Here is a 17,816-nt window from a genome sequence, read left to right on the forward strand (position 1 = left end):
AACCGCCTCCAGGGCCACCGGTGGCTCTCGCGGAGCACACAATGGCTTTCTTAGAAGTTATCGGTCGCCAGTGCCTGGGGCAGGTGTCGCATCATCTGGAGTTCGACTGGTTAGCCGGAGGCCCGACGCTCGTCGCGGGCTGGTCATTCGACGGGGCGAGTCTGTCCGTCTCGGCCGATCGGCTCGGATTCATCCCGCTGTTCTATGCCCGCGAGGGCAGTCGCCTGATCGTGGCCGACTCCCTGCAGGAGGCCGCGGCGCGCTTGTCGGCCCCCGCCTTTGACGACGAGGCCATCGCGGTATTCATGGCGCTGGGTTATCTCGTGGGCGACCAGACCCCGCTGGCGGGCGTAAAGGTCCTGATGCCGGGAGAGACCCTGCTGTGGCGAGAAGGCGTGCTCTCCGGCGAACGCCCCGCCATCCCCCTGATACCTCCATTTTCCGGAGATCCGCACGAGGCGCGGACACGATTCACGGAGCTTTTTGCGCGGGCGATCGAGCGGCGCGCCGCTGGCGGTGTGGGGCGCCTGCCGCTGTCCGGTGGCCGCGACTCGCGCCATATCTGTCTGGAGCTGGCGCAACAGGACACCCCGCCACCCCGAACCCTGGTCCTGCGGGCGAAGAGGGGGGACGAGAGTGGCGTGGCGTGTGCGTTGTCCCAGCACCTGGGCATCGAATGTCAGGTGATCGACAATCCCCAGGATCGTATCGCCGCGGAGCGACAGAAAAACCGCCTGAACCACTACTCCACCGACGAGAACAGCTGGTACCTCGCGTTGATGCCGCATCTGGAGGGCCCGGTATTCGATGGCCTGGCCGGCGATGTGTTGTGCAACGGTTCCTATTTCGACGCACGTCTGGCCGAGTGCCTGGATGCCGGTGATCTCGAAGGGGCGGCAAATCGTGTGTTGATGGCGGGCAGTTACACGTCGTTTCTGAAGCGGACCTTCCAGGATCGCTGGCGCCTGCAGGTCGCTCGTGATGCGATCATTCGGGAGCTGGGCGCGCACGTCGGTACGCCCGATCCGGCCAAGTCGTTTGTTTTCTGGAATCGGATTCGCCGCGAGATCGCCCTGTTGCCGATCGCCATGGCCGGACAGCAGCAGGCCGTCTGTCTGCCCTATCAAGACCCTGACGTGCTGGAGTTCCTGCTGAGCCTGCCGTGGCAGTCGTTCGCGACGCGCGCGTTCCACGACGAAGTGATCCGGGGCTGTTATCCCCACGCCGCGCATATCCCGTACAGCCAGAAGGCCACGGGATCACCGCCACGGGTCGAGTGGGCGAGTCTCAGCCGCCGGGTGTCGCATCTGGCGCGGCCGTTGTTCAACGGCTTTACGCGCCCCGAGCGTGTCGTCGGGTATACCCTCGAGGCCCTGCGCACGGGCCATATCCGCCCGCTCACGCCGACCTTCGTCAAGGTGATGCCGCTCCTCCAGGCGGTACAGGAGCTGGGGGTCGACCCTCACTGTCACAAGGCGGCTGCCCACCCAGCCGGAAAGGCTGCCTGATGCGCCGGCTCGCGCGTCGCAGCACCGTCTGGTTGCTGACCATCCTCGCGCTGGCGCTCGCGACCAGCCAGGCAGCGGCCAGTGACAGCTCGTTGGGGCGGATGGCGGCGGGTCTGCAGCCCGGGGAGCTGGCCCCCCTCGATGCCGGCTTTCCAGAGGGGTTCCAGCGCTACTACGACTTCCTGCGCGCCAAGTCGAGCGATCCGGATACCTGGAATGACAGCGCGCACTGGGATGCCAGCCGGCGCCAGGTCTTCATGTATGGCGATCGCGGATCGCGACCGGTATTCATTACCTACCGCGAAGACCAGCATGCATGGCAGCACCTGTCCGCCGAGGGTCCGCCCCCCTTCGCGCATGTCTATGGCGGCGTGGCGCTCGACCCCGAGCGGGGGCATTACTACAAGATCAGTGCCGGCCGTTCGCAGCGCACCCTGTATCGCTATTCCATTGCGGATGATCGCTGGGAACTCGCGACGCGCAGTTTGCCCGGGCCCGGCGGGGGGTGGGAACACACCGACCCGATCGAGTGGCACGACGCGCTGGACCAGCTGATCTACCTCCGCGAGAACCAGGTTTACGGCCTTCGCGATGGTCGCTGGGTCGAACACGGCAAGGCCGCGGTCGATGGCTATCACTCCTCGGCCCAGTACAACCGCGTGCGCGACGAGATGCTGTTTATCGGTGGCAACAAGTCGCGCAACAAGGTCTCCCTGCTGGATGCGAATGGCACAGTGCGTGATCTCGGCGATACGCCGTTCGTGTTCGGGATCATGAACGAGAGCCTGACCTACGACCCGCAAACGGGGAACTACCTCGTGCTGCGGGCCGGCCGTGTACGCGAGTTGTGGGAGCTCGATCCGGACAAGGACGAATGGCGCAAGGCTGCGGACTGGAGCGGCCAGCGCTGGCCATTCGACCGCTATGGCGGGATCGTGCCGGTGCCGATTGACGACCACGGGGTGGTCCTCTGGCTCAACCAGGCCGGCCCTTTGCTGCACCGGCACCAGTCTGCGTTCAGCCAGGAGCGATCGGGGGCCGACACCCTGCCCCCGGCCGAACCCCGCGCGGCGTTCCTGAAGGTTTCGGCCAGTGCGCCAGCGCCCGCGTCGGAGGGGCGCTCAAAGCTTTACGACATTGCCGAGACGCTGGAGCCTGGCGAGTTCCGCCGTGTCGAAACCCGGCTGCCGGAAGGTGTGCCGGACATGGCGCGAATGAACAACACCCAGTGGCACGACCCGGACAAGCGCGGCACGTTCGGGGTGGGGTGGACCGACCGCCATATCTTCGATCCGGAGACCGGGCGGCTGTTCAATATCCTGATGCGGGACAATTCCGTCCGCTCGGTGACCTGGCTGGAGCCGGATCTGTCCTGGACCGGCGTCGTAGCCCCGCCGGGCCTCGACTATGACGGGGGCGAACGGCGTCCGTACAACCGCCTGATGGATGGCGGTGATGGCTACATGTACTTTTCGCCGAGCGAACCTCGTCGATCCGATATTGGACGTCTGGTGCGCGCCCCGTACACCGATCCGACCGCCTGGGAAGAAGTGGGTCTGGGCGCGGGCCAGGGCAATGCGCACGCGGTGGGCGACCACTCCACCGTGTGGCATCCCGATATCGAGAAATTCGTCCTCTACACGCTGGGGTCTGCCAGCTACGACCACCTGCCGGGCGACGGCATCGAGGCCCACACGATGGGGCAGGTCCGTGTCTGGGGGCATGGTGACCGGGCGTGGACCTATCCCCGGAATCATCCGGACTACCGGGGCCCCGAGGGCCGCACCCAGTCCTCCGGATATGGCGGGACCATGCTCTACAACCCGGTCCACCGCGAGGTACTGATCTACGGCGGGATGACCCAGTACGGTGGCAACCACCGACGCGGGGCCGAGGCCACGGCCACCATCGACCGCGAGGGCCGATTCCAGCGGCACGGGGCCTCCGGACAGGCCTATGTTGCCGGCGGCAGCCGGCTGACCTATCACCCGAAGACCGGGGACTACATCCTGTTGCAGAACAATGCCCGGCAGATGTACATCGGCGATCCGCCCCGCGGCAAACCCTGGCGGCTCCTGTACAACTGGCAAGATGTGGACTTTGCCGATCGCCCGTTTGACCGCTACGAGAACTGGCATCGGGTCACCCCGCTGCCGGGAACGGACGTGCTGATCTGGTCCGACCTGCGCCGCGGGATCATCCTGCAGCGCCTGCCCGAAAGCGACTAGGCGCTCAGTCGCCCCAGCCGAGCGTCAGCCGATGGGCGTAGGGGCCCGGGTGCAAGGGCTTGGGCGGCAATGCGCAGCCCAGCCCCGGGATTGTCGAGGGCAGCGGAACACTGACGATCGAGGGCCCGGAGGCAGGAAACAGGACCTCGGTCCACTGGCGTGTCAGGGGGTCCTGCTGCTGAAAGCGCCGCGCGGGGGGAGGTTGATCGGCGACCAGCGCATGGCCACCCGGATTCAGGTAGTGGACCGGATCTTCACCCCGGCATTCGAGCCGGATCTCCTGGCGCAGTGAGGGTCCCGCGGGGTCAAGCCACAGCGTGATGGCCCCGAACAGGGCCGACGAGCGTGGGCGTCGCAAGGCCGCGCCGCGCCCCAGGGCCCCGTCGAACCAGCGCCAGTCCAGCGCCGCAAGGCCGCGCCTCCAGAGGGTGCGGGCCGCTGCGCGCACCACGGGCACCGCCCGGCCGCCGTCCAGCTGTATTCGCACGGCAGGCGCCGCCGCGTCGACCGCAACCGAGCGAAAATCCGCCAGGGCCCAGAGCTGGTCCCCAATCTGAAACAGGGGTACCCACCCGGCCAGGGCCGGGCTGCGCGACAATGATTCGGCGCTGACCCTCACCGGTGGCGGGCACAAGACCCGGTCGCGATAGCGGACATGAACGGGCTGACCGCCTGCGTAGCGCAACTCGGCTGTATCTCGGCTGTAGGCCTGGGGCGCCTGCCCGCGGGTACTGATGATGGCGCACAAGTCCGGCCCCGCCTGGGCGCGCAGCACACCCGCCTGAGCGTCCTGCTGGCAGACATCTGTGCGCCCTCCTGCCCACTGGAGGCCCGCGATCTCTCCGGGGATCCCGTGGCGACGCTGCCGGTCGCTGGCCCAGGCCAGGAGTGCCGCCGCCCAGGCGTTGTAGACCGACAGATGCATGTAGTCGTCCCATCCTGCAGGGCGGGTTCCGGCTTCGGAAACACGATCCGCGGGCGTCAGATCCAGCAGCCCGTCGATCCGGCGTTGCCGTTCCCACCGTCTCAGGACGCCACGCAGCGCTCGCCCTGGCGGGGTATCCGCCTGCTCGGCGCCGGCCAGCCCGAGGAGCTGCAGACTGGCCACCAGACAGGCATCGCCGAACAGGGAGTGTGTGCTGCGGCCGAGGCCACCTGCGTATTCTCCGCCATCCCAGGTCAGGGCGACCCAGCCATAGAGCTGCTGGGTGATGTTCGCCAAGGCAGGCGCGCGCGTATAACGCACCGCGATCGAGGCGATCAGCAAGGCCTTGTGGTGGTAGGCCATCGGGGTGGCCACGCCGTGTGGGTCGGGTCGGGCAGGAAAATCGATGAACCCGCCGCGAGCGCTCGTCCAGCGCTCCAGAAGCGTGATCAGCCGTTGTGCCGCTCGCTCCCGCGGGTGACCGGGCTGGGCCTCGATGAGACGGCACAGCTGCGCCAGCAAGGTCCAGTTGTTCGAAGGATAGTGGCGGTCCAGGCGACACCGCTGCAGAGCCTCGTCGAGCATCGTTTCGAGGGCTGGCGTGACGGGTTGTGCCCCGGTAATCACTCGCTCCCGCAACAGCAGCAGCAACAGCCGGTTGAAGGGTGCGTGGCCGGCACGGCTGCCACAGCGATCGAGCCAGGCCCGCAGGGCCCAGCCCCACTGTTCCATTTCGGGGCCGCCCTGCAGGTACAACGCCAGCGCGGCGCTGGTCTGACCGTAGTGATCGGCAGGGCTCGGGCGTTGTTCGAGGGCATCCCAAAGTCCGGTGTCCGGGCGTACATGAGCCGCAACCGCCTGGGTCAGGCGGTCGACCCAGGGCTGGAGCACGGAAGCGCCCAAGGTTGCGACCTCACTCACGAGGGGCGAACCGGGTCGGGAAACACGATGCCCGGCGCAACATGTGTCAGCGCGAGGTCCCGGGTGCCTCTGTCGCATTGTCGTGCGCGGCAGTCCCCGGGAAATAGTCCGTCGCGGTGTGTGCGGGTGCGGGCGCCTCGGCGACCCGCGGTGCCTCCTCCAGTTCGCGGCGCATGATGACGGCCAGGGCGATGAACGCGAACAACAGGTTGAAGTAGATCACGTCGAGGAATGTCCCGGCGGCCAGGTAGCCGACCAGGCCTATCTGGATTGCCCACGCGTATTCCGCCAGCCAGACCTGCCCGGTCACGGCCCGCGCACGCTTGCGGATCCGGTTCAGCGTAAAGAACGTGAAGCCGACCAGTAGCAGGAAGGTCGCGAGGCCGCCAAAGCCGTGTTCACCCATCAGACCGAAATAGATGCTGTGCGGCGAGAGCACATGGCGCCAGTCCCCCTCGAAGTTCGCGTAGCGGACCCACCAGTCGTACCCGAGGTGGTGGTTGCGGAAGCCCATTCCGGTCAGGGGCCGTTCGGTGGCCATGTTCCAGTTCACGCCCCAGGCCTGGATGCGCTGCATGGCGGAACGGTCTTCTTCGTAGGTCTCGATGGTGCCCCAGCGATCGAGCAGGCGATCGGGAGCAGTGACTCCGATGACCCCGAAGACCAGCACGCCGACCATCACCATCGCCAGTTTGTGGCGCATATGCCAGAACAGGAACGGGGCCACCACCAGGATCCCGAGCAGGGCCCCGCGAGAGTAGGTCGCGAGGATCGCGATCGCGGTCAGCCAGAAGACGCCGTAGATGGCCCAGCTGATCGGCCGGTAGAAGCGCTCCATGCCGGGAATCTCGAGATCCACCCAGCGCTCGCGGAACAGCCGCGCACTGACCAGAATCAGCGGCAGCACCATCACCATCGCCAGCCCGATGTAGGTATTCCCGGAAAGGTAGGAACCGGGCGGACCCAGCACCATGAACTGGCCGCCCGTAGAAAGCGTGAACAGCCCCCCCTTGAATCCGTAAAAGGCGATCGAGAATGTAATAACTAATAACAACCAGACTATACGAAGCTGACCAAATATCAGCATGGGTGTGATAAATGTAATCAGCAGGATCTTAAAAACGTGCTGCCAGAAGTCCCATGCACCGCTGGGATTTACCGCAAAATACGAAGTCATGGTGATGTAGCCGAGAAAAACCCAGAGCATCACCATTTCGCGGGTCATCGGCATTGGGCGCCGATCCTTGGCCAAGAACAGCGCTGCAATCGTGGTCATGCCGATCACAGCGGCCACGGGGAAGCTGCGCATGAACGACCAGGTGAGGCCGTGCGGGGCCATAAGGCCCACCCAGAACCAGGCAGGGATGCCAACCCAGGGCCTTGCCAGGATCACCGGGATCAACACCATAATTATAAAAAACAGCAGGTAGTCGCGCATTCCAGAGAATTCCGCTATACAGCAGTACGGGTGTGTCGCGACACATCGCGAACACGTGAACGTGGCAATATGATTCAGCCCACTCGAAGAGTAGCCTATTTGTAGAACGTTTGGGTATTTTTGCAAAAGATTCGTAATACACTGCACGCCAGAGCATTTGATCCTCAGATTGAAGGAGTCCACCCTGATCATGCGTCCCACGACCCTGCTGCACGATGGCGTCCTGCATAGCGCCGAGCGAACCCCAATGGCCTCGGCGATTACGCATCGGGGCGTCACGCAGTCCTACGAGGCGCTCGCCAGCGACATCGAGAATGCGGCACAGCGGCTTCTGGCAGCGGGAGTCCGGCGACACGACCGGGTGGCCGTGTATCTGGACAAATGCCCGGAAGCAGTACACGCGATGTTCGGAGCCTCGCGGGCTGGCGCGGTGATGGTCCCGGTCAACCCGCTGCTGAAGGCCTCGCAAGTCGCGCACATCCTCCAGGACTGCAAGGTACGGGTCCTGGTGACATCCGCGACACGCTATGCCGCACTGCGGGATGTCCTGGCGCAATGTCCGGATCTGGACACGATCCTGCTCGTGGACACACTGCCTGACGCCGGCGCATCGGGTGGTGCGCAACTGGCTGCCTGGCAATCCAGGACGGATTTCGGGATGGGGCCGTCGGCACACCGGGTCATCGATACGGACATGGCGGCCATTCTGTATACCTCCGGCAGCACCGGGCGGCCCAAGGGTGTGGTGCTGTCGCACCGCAACCTGGTGGCCGGAGCGCAAAGCGTCGCGCATTACCTGCACAATCGTGCGGAGGACCGCATCCTCTGCGTACTGCCGTTCAGCTTCGATTATGGCTTCAGTCAGTTGACGACCGCGTTCCTGACCGGGGCCCATGCCACGCTGCTCAATTACCTCCTGCCTCGCGATGTGATCAAGGCGGTGGGTCAGGGCGGGATCACCGGGCTGGCGGCGGTGCCACCGTTGTGGATCCAGCTCGCCGAGATGGAGTGGCCGGAGGCGGCACGGCGATCCCTGCGCTACATCACAAACTCGGGTGGCGCGATGCCCCTGAAGACCCTGAGACGCTTGCGGGCGCATCTGCCGCGTACCCAGGTGTATCTGATGTACGGGCTCACGGAGGCCTTTCGTTCCACCTATCTGCCGCCCGAGGAGGTCGATCGTCGCCCCGACTCGATGGGGCGGGCGATACCCAATGCCGAGATCATGGTCGTGCGCGAGGACGGCAGCCGTTGCGCACCCGGAGAACCGGGTGAACTGGTCCATCGCGGGGCCCTGGTCGCGATGGGCTACTGGAATGATGCCGTCCGCACGGCGGAGCGCTTCCGGCCCGCGCCGGGGCAGCCCGGTGGCGTGCCGGGCCAGGAGATGGCCGTATGGTCCGGCGATACGGTGCGCATGGACGAGGACGGATATCTGTACTTCGTCGGCCGGCGCGACGAGATGATCAAGACCTCGGGGTACCGGGTGAGCCCGGTGGAGATCGAAGAGGTTGCCTATGCAACGGGGCTGGTGACCGAGGGAGCCGCGTTGGGCATCGCGCATCCGCAACTGGGCCAGGCGGTGGTCCTGGTGGTGTTGCCACACGACCCTGCGGTGACCCATGACCAGATTCTGGCCCTTCTGCGCGAGCGCCTGCCCGCCTTTATGGTGCCCACCCACCTGGAGTTGCGGACCGAGCCCCTGCCCCGCAATGGCAATGGCAAGATCGACCGCAAGGCGCTGGCGCTGGAGTTCGAAGGCCTGTTTCAGGAGGTCGCCCTGCCATGAACCGGGAGGTGTCCCTAACGCCCGCCCCTCGTCATGCAGCAATGGCCGCCTTCGAGGTACGTGAGCGCTCGCTGCTGATCGGCGGTGTGCCCCTGCCCGAAGTCGCCCGCCGCGCGGGGCGGACCCCGTTCTATGCCTACGATCGACAGGTCATGACCCGCCGCGTCCAGGCCCTGCGCGAGGCCCTGCCCCGGGACCTGTCGGTGCACTATGCGATGAAGGCGAATCCGATGCCGGCGGTGGTCGGCCATATGGCCTCGCTGGTTGACGGTCTGGACGTGGCTTCCGGGCGCGAGCTGCAGATCGCCCTGGATGCCGGGGTATCCGCGGCCGATATCAGCTTCGCCGGGCCGGGCAAGTCCCCGGCGGAGCTGGAGATGGCGGTAGCCGCAGGGATCACGATCCACCTCGAATCCGAGACCGAACTGACGCGAGTGGCGGTGATCGCCGAGCGCACCGGCAAGACCCCCTGCGTCGCGGTGCGTGTGAACCCCGACTTCGAGTTGAAGACCTCGGGCATGAAGATGAGTGGTGGGCCCAAGGTATTCGGCGTGGATGCCGAATGCGTGCCCGAGATGCTGGGGCGCATTGACGAACTGGGGCTGCACTTTCGCGGCTTTCACATCTTTTCCGGCTCGCAGAACCTGCGCGCCGAGTCGCTGGTGGAGGCCCAGGGCCTGACCCTCGACCTAGCATTGCGCCTGGCCGACCATGCCCCGGGGCCGGTGGAGACCCTGAACATCGGGGGCGGTTTTGGCATCCCCTATTTCCCGGGCGATCAGCCGCTGACCCTGGGGCCCATCGCCGAGCAGCTCGAGCAACGCCTGCCGGAGGTGCGTGCGCGGATGCCGCGGGCCGAGATCATCCTCGAGCTGGGTCGCTACCTGGTGGGGGAGGCGGGCGTTTACGTGGCCGAGATACTGGACCGCAAGGTCTCGCGCGGCCGGGTGTTCCTCGTTACCAACGGGGGCCTTCATCATCACCTGGCGGCCTCGGGCAATTTTGGCCAGGTGATCCGCAAGAACTACCCGGTCGCCATCGGCAACCGCATGGGCGAGACCAACACCGAAGTCGTGGACGTCGTCGGACCACTGTGCACGCCGCTGGACGTCCTTGGCCAGCAGGTGGAACTGCCCCGCGCGGAGATTGGCGATCTGGTGGTGGTTTTCCAGTCCGGTGCCTACGGGTACACGGCCAGCCCCAGAGGCTTTCTTAGCCACCCGGAACCCGCGGAGATCCTGGTCTGAGGCAGCCGTCAGGCGTGACCGGCGGCCAGTTGCTGGAAGTGCGTGCTGCCATCGGCGAGCATCTCCCAGCTGCCCTGGTCGACCAGCCGTCCGTCCTTGAGCACGTAAATACGGTTGCAGGGCTTGACGGTGCTGAGCCGGTGCGCGACCAGGATGATCGTTTTGTTTCCGCTCAGGTTGTGGATGGCGTCCATCACGGCACGCTCCGTGGCGTTGTCCAGGGCGCTGGTCGCCTCGTCGAAGAACAGCACCGCCGGGTCGCGGTAGAGGGCCCGGGCGATGCCGATCCGCTGGCGCTGCCCGCCGGACAGGCGTGTCCCGCGTTCGCCGATCAGGGTGTCGTAACCCTGCGGGAGGTCGTTCACCACGAAGTCATGCAGGTTCGCCAGGCGTGCGGCCCGCTCCACCGCAGCATGATCAATCTCGGCCTCCGGTACGCCCAGAGCGATATTGGCGGCGACGCTCTGGTCGGCCAGAAAGATGTGCTGCGGAACATACCCGAGCGCCGCCTGCCATTGGCGCACGCTCGCTGCGGTTAGTGGCTGGCCGTCGACGAGAATCGTGCCCTCGTCGGGTTCCAGCAGTCCCAGCAGCAAGTCCACCAGTGTGCTCTTGCCGGCCCCGGATGATCCCACCAGGCCAATGGTCGTGCGGGCGGGGATTTCCAGCGAGAGTTTGTCCAGCGCGGGGCGGTCATGCTGTGGATAGCGATACGTCACGCCCTCGACCCGAATCGCCCGTTGCAAGGCCAGCGCAGGAGCGGCCCCGTCGTGCAGGGGCAGGATGTCGCCGCCGCGGTCGCCCAGATCCTTAAGGATGTTGTCGACGGCCGCAAAGTTGAAGCGCAGGGCCGCCACGTTCTGAAAGACCTTCTGGAAAGCGGGAATCAGCTGCTTGCCCGCCAGCGCATACAGGCCGAGCAGGGGGAGGGCCTGGGCCAGCCCCCCGTCGCCTGCCATCAGGTACAGCACGAGTAGCAGTACGCCGCCGAAGGCGATCGCCTCGATTGCGTATTGCGGGGTGTCCTGCAGGAGCACCGCGTTTGCCTGGTGCCGGGCATAGCGCCTGGACGGGTGGCGGTAGCGTTCCAGGTAGTCACGCTCGCGTCCCAGCAGTCGGATCTCCTTGGCGCCCGCGAAGGCCTCGGCCGCTGCGGTGAAGCGTTCGCGGTTGGCCTCTACCCGGTCTTGCCCGATCCGGTTCAGCCAGATCCGGGCCACGACGTAGATGGCCGCATAGACGCTGCCCAAGCCCAGGGCCACGGTGAGCGCGAGCCACGGCTCCACCAGGATGAGCAGGACGATAATCGAGAGCGCCAGCAGGCCCTGGCTGACCAGACGCATGGCCGGCATCAGCGCGCCACTGATCGCGTGCGTGGTCTCCTGCAGGATCGTCTTGGCCAGATCGCCGGAATTGCGGTGCAGAAAGAAGGTAAAGGGTCGCCGCAGGTAGTCGCCCATCAGGCGGCGCGACAGCTCGTATTGCTGCATGTGGGAGAAGCGGGTGATCGACCACTGCGTCAGCGCTTGCAGCAGCGTCCCGAACATGAACATTACAAATGCTGCCACGCCCAGAAAGTAGAGGAACTCTCCGGTCGACGCGAACCCGAGGGTGCTGTACGCCTGACTCAAGAGTGCGTGTTCATGAACCATGTCAGGGTCCGACAACACGGCGAGAAACGGCATGATCGCAGCGACACCCACGGTCTGCATGAATGCCGTGATGATCATCAGGATCACCAGGAGCCCTACCTTGCGCCGATCCCGGGGGTGCAAAAGTGCATTCAGCTTGCGCAAGGTCCTGAACATGAATCAACCGGTTTTCGTTGTCGCGATCCTTACGACGTATAGCGTTTTTTTGCCGTCGAGGAAACGGAAAAGTCGGGTCTGGCGGGGTGGAATGGACTGTAAATTAAAAAACTCATGCAACTGTCCGGTCCGGATCATCAGGTAAATCCCTCGCACTCGGGATTGCGTGATTTCACGGGTTTTTGGATCCTCCAGTTAGGGAAACACTGATTAATGTACACACTCGCGTTGGTACCCCAGGTTTTCCGAGACAAGGCGCGTCGTGCAGCGGGTAGTGGTTCTACCCGCAAGGGGCGCAACGCAGGATCGGGGAACCTGGGGTACCAACCCCAAGGGGCTCGGCCGCTTTTGCGCGGGAACGGCGTTGCGGCTCCCTTGTGCAGAGTGACTGCACGGCGGGCGCCGCGCCTTGTTCGCACGCAAAAGCGACTCGAGCGTGAGTGTGTACATTAATCAGTGTTTCCCTAGGGGATGGACAGACAGGTGCCGGCGATCAATTTGCATGGAGTCTCGCCACAAGCCGCGACTGCCACCCCATGCCTGTTTACGATTTCAAGGGGTGGTCGGATGGCCATGGACGCGTTCGGTTTGCATGCCGGGTTCCTGAGTTCGGCAAGGGGGTTCCCGGAACGTCCGGCGCTGGATGTGGAGGGTAGTGCCACTTCCTACCGGGATCTCTACGCCGCCAGTGCAAACCTGGCCTCGGATCTGCAAGCCGTTTTGCCCGCGGGCGGGCCGCACACGATCGGGATCCTGGCACAGCGCTCGCGGATCATGTACCAGGGGCTGCTCGGGGTTCTGATGGCCGGTCACACGGTGGTTCCGCTGAATCCCTCGTTCCCCTCCGACCGCACGCGCCGGATGATCGAGCTGGCGGAGCTGGCGGCCCTGGTCGTGGATGCCACGGGGGTGGAGTCACTGGATGCCCTGCTGGGGCCGGAGATCTCCGATTGTGCGATCTGGCTCCCTACCCTGGAGGATTGCAAGGCCTTCGGGCCCCGCTGGCCCGGCCATGCGTTCCATGCCCTGGACGAGAGCTCGCGGCCCGAGGAGTGGGCTCCCGCCGAGGTCAACCCCGATGATCTCGCCTGTCTGTTCTTCACCTCGGGCAGTACCGGCGTGCCCAAGGGCGTGGGCGTGCGCCATCGCAATGCGGCGCGGTTCGTGGCCATGTCGCGGGAGCGCTACGATGCGCTCGGCCTGAGTCAAGAGGATCGCTTTTCGCAGTTCTACGACATTACGTTCGACTCCTCGATGTTCGACCTGTATGTGGGCTGGGCCTACGGGGCATGCCTTTGCTGCCCCTCCGCTCGCGAGTGGTTCAACCCCAACCGGTATATCGTCGACAAGGCCCTGACCGTCATCGACATCACGCCTTCGGCCGGCCATGGCATGAGTCGCCGCAACGGCTGGGCCCCTGGCCGGTTCCCCCAACTGCGGCTTTGTCGCTTTGGCGGCGAGGCCCTGTCGGCGGAACTGGCAAGGATCATGGAGAGCGCGGCCCCCAACGCTGCGATCGACAATGCCTACGGGCCGACCGAATGCACCGTCGATGCCTGCTTTTACCGCTGGGATCCCGAGCGGTCGCCGGCGGAGTGCATACACGGGATGGCCCCCATCGGCTATCCGGGCAATCAGGTCGGGGTTCTTGTGGTCGACGAGGCCTTTCACGAGGTACCGGAAGGGGGCGAGGGCGAACTCCTGATCAGCGGGCCGCAGGTCAGCGCCGGGTACTGGAAGGACCCGGAGCGCACCGCGGCCGCATTTATCCGGCTCGGGGACGACAGCACCCTGTATTACCGCACGGGTGATCTCGTGCGGTGCCCGTATCCCGGAGAGCCCCTGCAGTTCCTCGGGCGCTTCGATCACCAGATCAAGATTGGCGGCGTGCGCATCGAGCTGGGAGAAATCGAACAGGCCCTGCGCGAGGCTGCGGCGACCGACCAGGCTGTTGCGATCGGCTGGCCGCGTACCGCGAGTGGGGCCTCCGGCATCATCGCGTTCGTGGTGGCCGAACACGCCGACGTCGAGGGGATTCGGGAAAAACTGAGGCAGCGGCTCCCCACCGTGATGGTGCCACGGGAGATCCATCTTCTGGACGAGCTGCCACTGAATGCGAATGGCAAGGTCGACCGCAAGATGCTCGTCGAGACGCTGCAGGCGGCCGAAGCGTGAATAGCTCAGTGCTTTCAGATTCTGCCACTGCGGGTACCGCGAGATGATGGATGCGCTGGTTCAGTTGCGCTCCTCCCTGCACCGGCACGGCTGGTGGCGCACCCTGGCCCTCATCCCGCGGAACATCCTGTTCCGGCTGACGGACTTCGACCGCAAGCATGGCACCAATACCGGCATGCAGGCCGAAGACGATGCGGGCCTGCCGCAGGAGCACGAGGGCTACGAGGGCGCCCCACCGCGCTTGTTCCATCGGATCATCTGGTCCCTGGATATTGCCCCGGCGCGCTACGCGTTCATCGATCTGGGGTCGGGCAAGGGCAAGGCGCTGCTGCTGGCCTCCCACCATCCGTTTCGCCGGATCATCGGAGTCGAGTACAACGCCCGTCTGGATGCGATCGCCGCCGCGAATGCGCGGATCTATCGGCACCCCGAGCGCTGCATGCACCGGATCGAAACCGTCTGCGGTGACGCCGGTGCATTCGAGTTGCCGCCGGGCGACCTGCTGATCTACCTGTTCAATCCCTTCAAGGCCGTGATCATGGAGCGCGTGCTCGCGAATCTTGAGAGCGCCCTGCAGGCCGACGCCGAGCGGGACGTGCTGGTGGTGTACCAGAACCCGACCCAGAGAAGGCTGCTGGACGAGGCGCCGTTTCTGGAGCGGGTGGCCTACCGGGAATACCGCACCAGGCGGCTGCGAAAGATGCCGATCGGCCGTGTCGCGGTTTATCGAAATCGCTGGAGCCCTGCTCGCGCTTAGCTACGCGCGAGCAGGGCCTTCACCGTACTGGCCCCCAGATACCCCCAGGTCTTCATGCGTCCCGGTCGGCGGACCAGGGCCTGAAAGAACGCGCGCCGGGCGATCCGTGCGTCTCCCTCCCAGTAGTGGTGGTAGCCGAAGGTGAAACAGGCATCGCCCAGGCGCTCGCGGACCCGGGACCAGGGGGTCGTTTCGCCATTGGGTCCCACCAGACCCCAGCGGCCCAGCGCCCGCTGGACCACTTCGACCTCGTAGTTCACATCCGGGTACTTGGTCATGCAGCCACGCCCGTGCAGGCGATAAAGGGCGGTGACCCGGTCCAGCTGGCGGTATTCGGTCAATCGCGAGGCTCGAATCCAGTAGTCATAGTCCTGGCCGCGTTTGAGCTGCGGATCGAACGAGCCGACCTGTTCCACCAGCTCCCGCCGCATCATTACCGTGATGGTATGCGGCAGGGATTCCATCAGCAGCTGGTTGTACACCCAGCCCGAACCCTCCGGGACAATTCCCGGCGCCTCGGTCACCGGGACCGGGGGGTCGGCCAGGGTATGGGCCGGGGCGAACTGCCCGCTGGCATCCGGCTTCCACGCCAGAAAATCCGTGTGCACCAGACCGATCTCCGGGTGCTGCTGCATATACAGCACCTGGGCTGTGAGCTTGCCGGGCAGCCAGACATCGTCGGAATCGATAAAGGCGATGAAGTCGCCCCGCGCCATTGCGATGCCGGCATTGCGGGCCACGGCTGCCCCCTGGTTTTGCTGGGTCAGCAGCGTCAGGCGGTTGCCATACCCGCGCAGGATTTCGATCGTTCCGTCGGTCGAGCCGTCGTCCACCACGATCAGTTCGATGCTGGGGTAGTCCTGATCCAGAACGCTGTCGACGGATTCCGCAATGTAGGCCGCCGTGTTGTAGGCCGGCATGATCACCGACACCAGTGGCTTGTGCAGGCGGGTCTCCGGTTCGGCCGGGACTGTACTGTGCGCCAGGGACGTTTCCACGGGTGACATCATCCCGCGCTGCGCTCTGGCGACCGGTGCAGCCAGTCATGCGTCCATATGGCCACCTGGTCGCGCCATTCGCGGCGGGCAAAGGTGTGGTTGGCGTCGGGCAGTTCGCGCAGGGTAACCCGTGGTTGTCGCAGCAGGCCGCTCCATGCCGGTGCGCTGGTGGCGACATCTCGAAATTCGGCGGCTGTCAGGTCTTCTCCACTCAGAATCACCAGGATCGGCCCCTGGAAGCGGCGCCACCCCTCGGCCATACGGTCCGGCAGGGGGGCAGGCTGGATACCGTTGGTGTCATGGTCGCCCGAGTCTCGGGAGCCCCCCGCACGAGGGCCCACGACCGTACCGACCATTCGTCCCAGAGAGCGCAAGGATACCCAGGGGTTGAAACGCCCCTTCAGGGCGCCCGACCAGAAGTCGCGCGAGAACAGTCGCTGGAGGTAGTAGGTCTTCAGGTAGGCACGGGCCAGCCCCTCGTCGGTGCGGACCCAGGGGTTGGCCAGCACAAGGCCCGCTACGCGAGGGTCCCGCCAGGCATAGAACAAGGCCGCAGAGGCCGCACCGCACAGGCCCCAGATCGTCACCTCGCTCATCTCCGGCACCTCGAACGAGAAGGTATCCATCGCCGCGCGCAGGTCATCGTGCACCGCTTCGTAGTCGCGCTGGGGGCCGGAAGAGTCGCCCATGCCGCGGAAGTCGAAACGGAATACCGGGATCCCCTGGGCCGCCAGGTAGCGGGCCAGGAGCAGAAACTGGCGATGACTGCCGACGCGATACTGCGGGCCGCCCACGGCGATCAGCACACCTCGCGTGGCCCCGGCGGCACCGGGGTGGAGGATGCCGAGCAGCTCATCCTCGCCCAGCCGGAAGGTGACGGCCCGTTCGCTCATGCCGCACGTCCCAGACTGGCCGAACGCCGCAGGCAGCCCATGGTGTGGTCCAGCAGTTCCGGGGCCTCGAGGATGTCCGGCGCGTTCCAGAAGGGCTCGCCGGCTATGACCGATGCGTGGACCTCGACGCCCTGCTGGCGCCACGCCTCCAGCACTCGAGTACTCGCCGGCGACAGGGCGGCGCCTTCGATGTCGTTGATCTCGCACCAGTGCAGCGGTCCATTCTGCGGTGGTGCCAGGCGGGCCTTCGCCAGGGCGGCCGCCAGCTCCGGCGCGAGGGTATAGCCGGCGACTTCGACGGCTTCTCCGGATTCCAGGCGCGCGCGCAGTTGTCCCGTGCTTTCCTTGTCGCCACCCATCATTGCGGCCGCCATGCGCAGGCGAAGGAACTGGGTCAGGTGCTGCTCGCCGTTGGTGATCGGTTGCCACAGCACGGTGGCCGCCACGGGCGGGGCGTGTGTGGCCAGAAGGTCGCTGATCAGCAAAGCGCCCGCGCGCAGTCCCCAAAGGATCACAGGACTCTCGTCGCCCGATGCGGACTCCAGGTGATCCAGGCAGCAAGTGAGGTCATCGAGCCAGATCTCCCAGCGCGCATCGCTGAAGTCGCCGCCGCTGTCCCCGCAGCCGTACAGGTCGGGCAGCAAGACCGCGAACCCCTCGTGGGCCATGCGCCGTGCCTGCAGTGCCACCATGCGTCGTGCCTTGTTCAGTTCCTCGGCGAACGGGGGGACAAACAGAACCCGTCCACGGACCGGGGTCCGGGATGCCGGGTGCAGTACATAAAAGATCGGGCCGGCGCGGCCCTGCAGGAAACCGGCTTCCACCTAGCCACCATTCTTGTGTTCAACGAAATCGACCAGGGCGCCGACGGTCTCGAAGGTCTCCGCACTGACGTCGTCATCATCGATCACGATGTCGAACTGTTCCTCCATCTCGTTGATCAAGGAAACCACCGCCATGGAGTCCAGCTCGGGGACCCCGCCCAGCAGAGGCGTGGAGCGGTCAAAGTTCTGGGCGCGGCCGTTCAGGCCGAGGGCGCTGTCAAGCAAGGCCTTGATGTGCTCGAGCGTCGACATGATGCAGATCTCCTGTTCCCTGGGGGCGCAATCCGTACAAAATCCGGAATCCC

13 protein-coding genes are annotated in these 17,816 nt (G+C 65.5%); 6 read left to right on the plus strand and 7 right to left on the minus strand.

Going from position 1 to position 17,816, the window contains the following annotated elements; genetic code table 11:
- Positions 1-41: 41 nt before the first annotated feature.
- Together C935_RS0103510 and C935_RS0103515 are read left to right on the plus strand one after the other, a co-directional pair.
- Positions 42-1,508 (plus strand): hypothetical protein, encoded by a 1,467-nt coding sequence (locus C935_RS0103510; RefSeq protein ID WP_018861130.1) that lies wholly within the window; start codon positions 42-44, stop codon positions 1,506-1,508.
- Positions 1,508-3,736 (plus strand): hypothetical protein, encoded by a 2,229-nt coding sequence (locus C935_RS0103515; protein ID WP_018861131.1) that lies wholly within the window; start codon positions 1,508-1,510, stop codon positions 3,734-3,736. Before C935_RS0103510 ends, C935_RS0103515 begins: the two co-directional genes overlap by 1 nt.
- 4 nt (positions 3,737-3,740) lie before the next feature.
- Here C935_RS0103515 and C935_RS0103520 read toward each other — a convergent pair whose 3' ends face one another.
- Both C935_RS0103520 and C935_RS0103525 read right to left on the minus strand, forming a co-directional pair.
- Positions 3,741-5,582, minus strand: coding sequence for a hypothetical protein (locus C935_RS0103520; RefSeq protein WP_026278619.1), 1,842 nt, complete (start codon positions 5,580-5,582; stop codon positions 3,741-3,743).
- 46 nt (positions 5,583-5,628) lie between these two features.
- Positions 5,629-7,020, minus strand: coding sequence for a putative O-glycosylation ligase, exosortase A system-associated (locus C935_RS0103525; protein ID WP_018861133.1), 1,392 nt, complete (start codon positions 7,018-7,020; stop codon positions 5,629-5,631).
- 190 nt (positions 7,021-7,210) lie between these two features.
- Here C935_RS0103525 and C935_RS0103530 point away from each other — a divergent pair, with 190 nt between their 5' ends.
- On the plus strand, positions 7,211-8,809 hold the full coding sequence (locus C935_RS0103530) for an acyl-CoA ligase (AMP-forming), exosortase A system-associated (RefSeq protein WP_018861134.1): 1,599 nt from the start codon (positions 7,211-7,213) through the stop codon (positions 8,807-8,809).
- A gap of 41 nt (positions 8,810-8,850) precedes the next feature.
- Complete coding sequence (locus C935_RS0103535; RefSeq protein WP_018861135.1) at positions 8,851-10,056, plus strand: pyridoxal-dependent decarboxylase, exosortase A system-associated; 1,206 nt, start codon at positions 8,851-8,853, stop codon at positions 10,054-10,056.
- A gap of 8 nt (positions 10,057-10,064) precedes the next feature.
- On the opposite strand, the gene C935_RS0103540 is transcribed toward C935_RS0103535, so the two are convergent.
- Entirely contained in the window at positions 10,065-11,864 is a 1,800-nt protein-coding gene (locus C935_RS0103540) for an ABC transporter ATP-binding protein (protein ID WP_018861136.1), read from the minus strand.
- Positions 11,865-12,431: 567 nt separating this feature from the next.
- Here C935_RS0103540 and C935_RS0103545 point away from each other — a divergent pair.
- Both C935_RS0103545 and C935_RS0103550 read left to right on the plus strand, forming a co-directional pair.
- The gene (locus C935_RS0103545; RefSeq protein ID WP_018861137.1) at positions 12,432-14,039 is read left to right on the plus strand and encodes an amino acid adenylation domain-containing protein; all 1,608 of its coding nucleotides are present in this window, start codon (positions 12,432-12,434) and stop codon (positions 14,037-14,039) included.
- A 43-nt stretch (positions 14,040-14,082) separates the two neighbouring features.
- Complete coding sequence (locus tag C935_RS0103550; RefSeq protein ID WP_018861138.1) at positions 14,083-14,796, plus strand: class I SAM-dependent methyltransferase; 714 nt, start codon at positions 14,083-14,085, stop codon at positions 14,794-14,796.
- Here C935_RS0103550 and C935_RS0103555 read toward each other — a convergent pair.
- From C935_RS0103555 to C935_RS0103570, 4 genes are read right to left on the minus strand one after another with little or no spacing between them, the layout of a single operon-like run.
- On the minus strand, positions 14,793-15,794 hold the full coding sequence (locus C935_RS0103555; RefSeq protein WP_026278620.1) for a glycosyltransferase: 1,002 nt from the start codon (positions 15,792-15,794) through the stop codon (positions 14,793-14,795). The genes C935_RS0103550 and C935_RS0103555 overlap by 4 nt on opposite strands.
- An 8-nt stretch (positions 15,795-15,802) precedes the next feature.
- The gene (locus C935_RS0103560; protein ID WP_018861140.1) at positions 15,803-16,687 is read right to left on the minus strand and encodes a hydrolase 1, exosortase A system-associated; all 885 of its coding nucleotides are present in this window, start codon (positions 16,685-16,687) and stop codon (positions 15,803-15,805) included.
- The gene (locus C935_RS0103565) at positions 16,684-17,511 is read right to left on the minus strand and encodes a hydrolase 2, exosortase A system-associated (RefSeq protein ID WP_018861141.1); all 828 of its coding nucleotides are present in this window, start codon (positions 17,509-17,511) and stop codon (positions 16,684-16,686) included. Before C935_RS0103565 ends, C935_RS0103560 begins: the two co-directional genes overlap by 4 nt.
- Positions 17,512-17,763: an acyl carrier protein gene (locus C935_RS0103570; protein ID WP_018861142.1), complete on the minus strand. Its 252-nt coding sequence runs from the start codon at positions 17,761-17,763 to the stop codon at positions 17,512-17,514.
- Between the last annotated feature and the right edge of the window lie 53 nt (positions 17,764-17,816).

Source organism: Thioalkalivibrio sp. ALJ3, from assembly GCF_000377205.1.
Classification (GTDB): domain Bacteria; phylum Pseudomonadota; class Gammaproteobacteria; order Ectothiorhodospirales; family Ectothiorhodospiraceae; genus Thioalkalivibrio.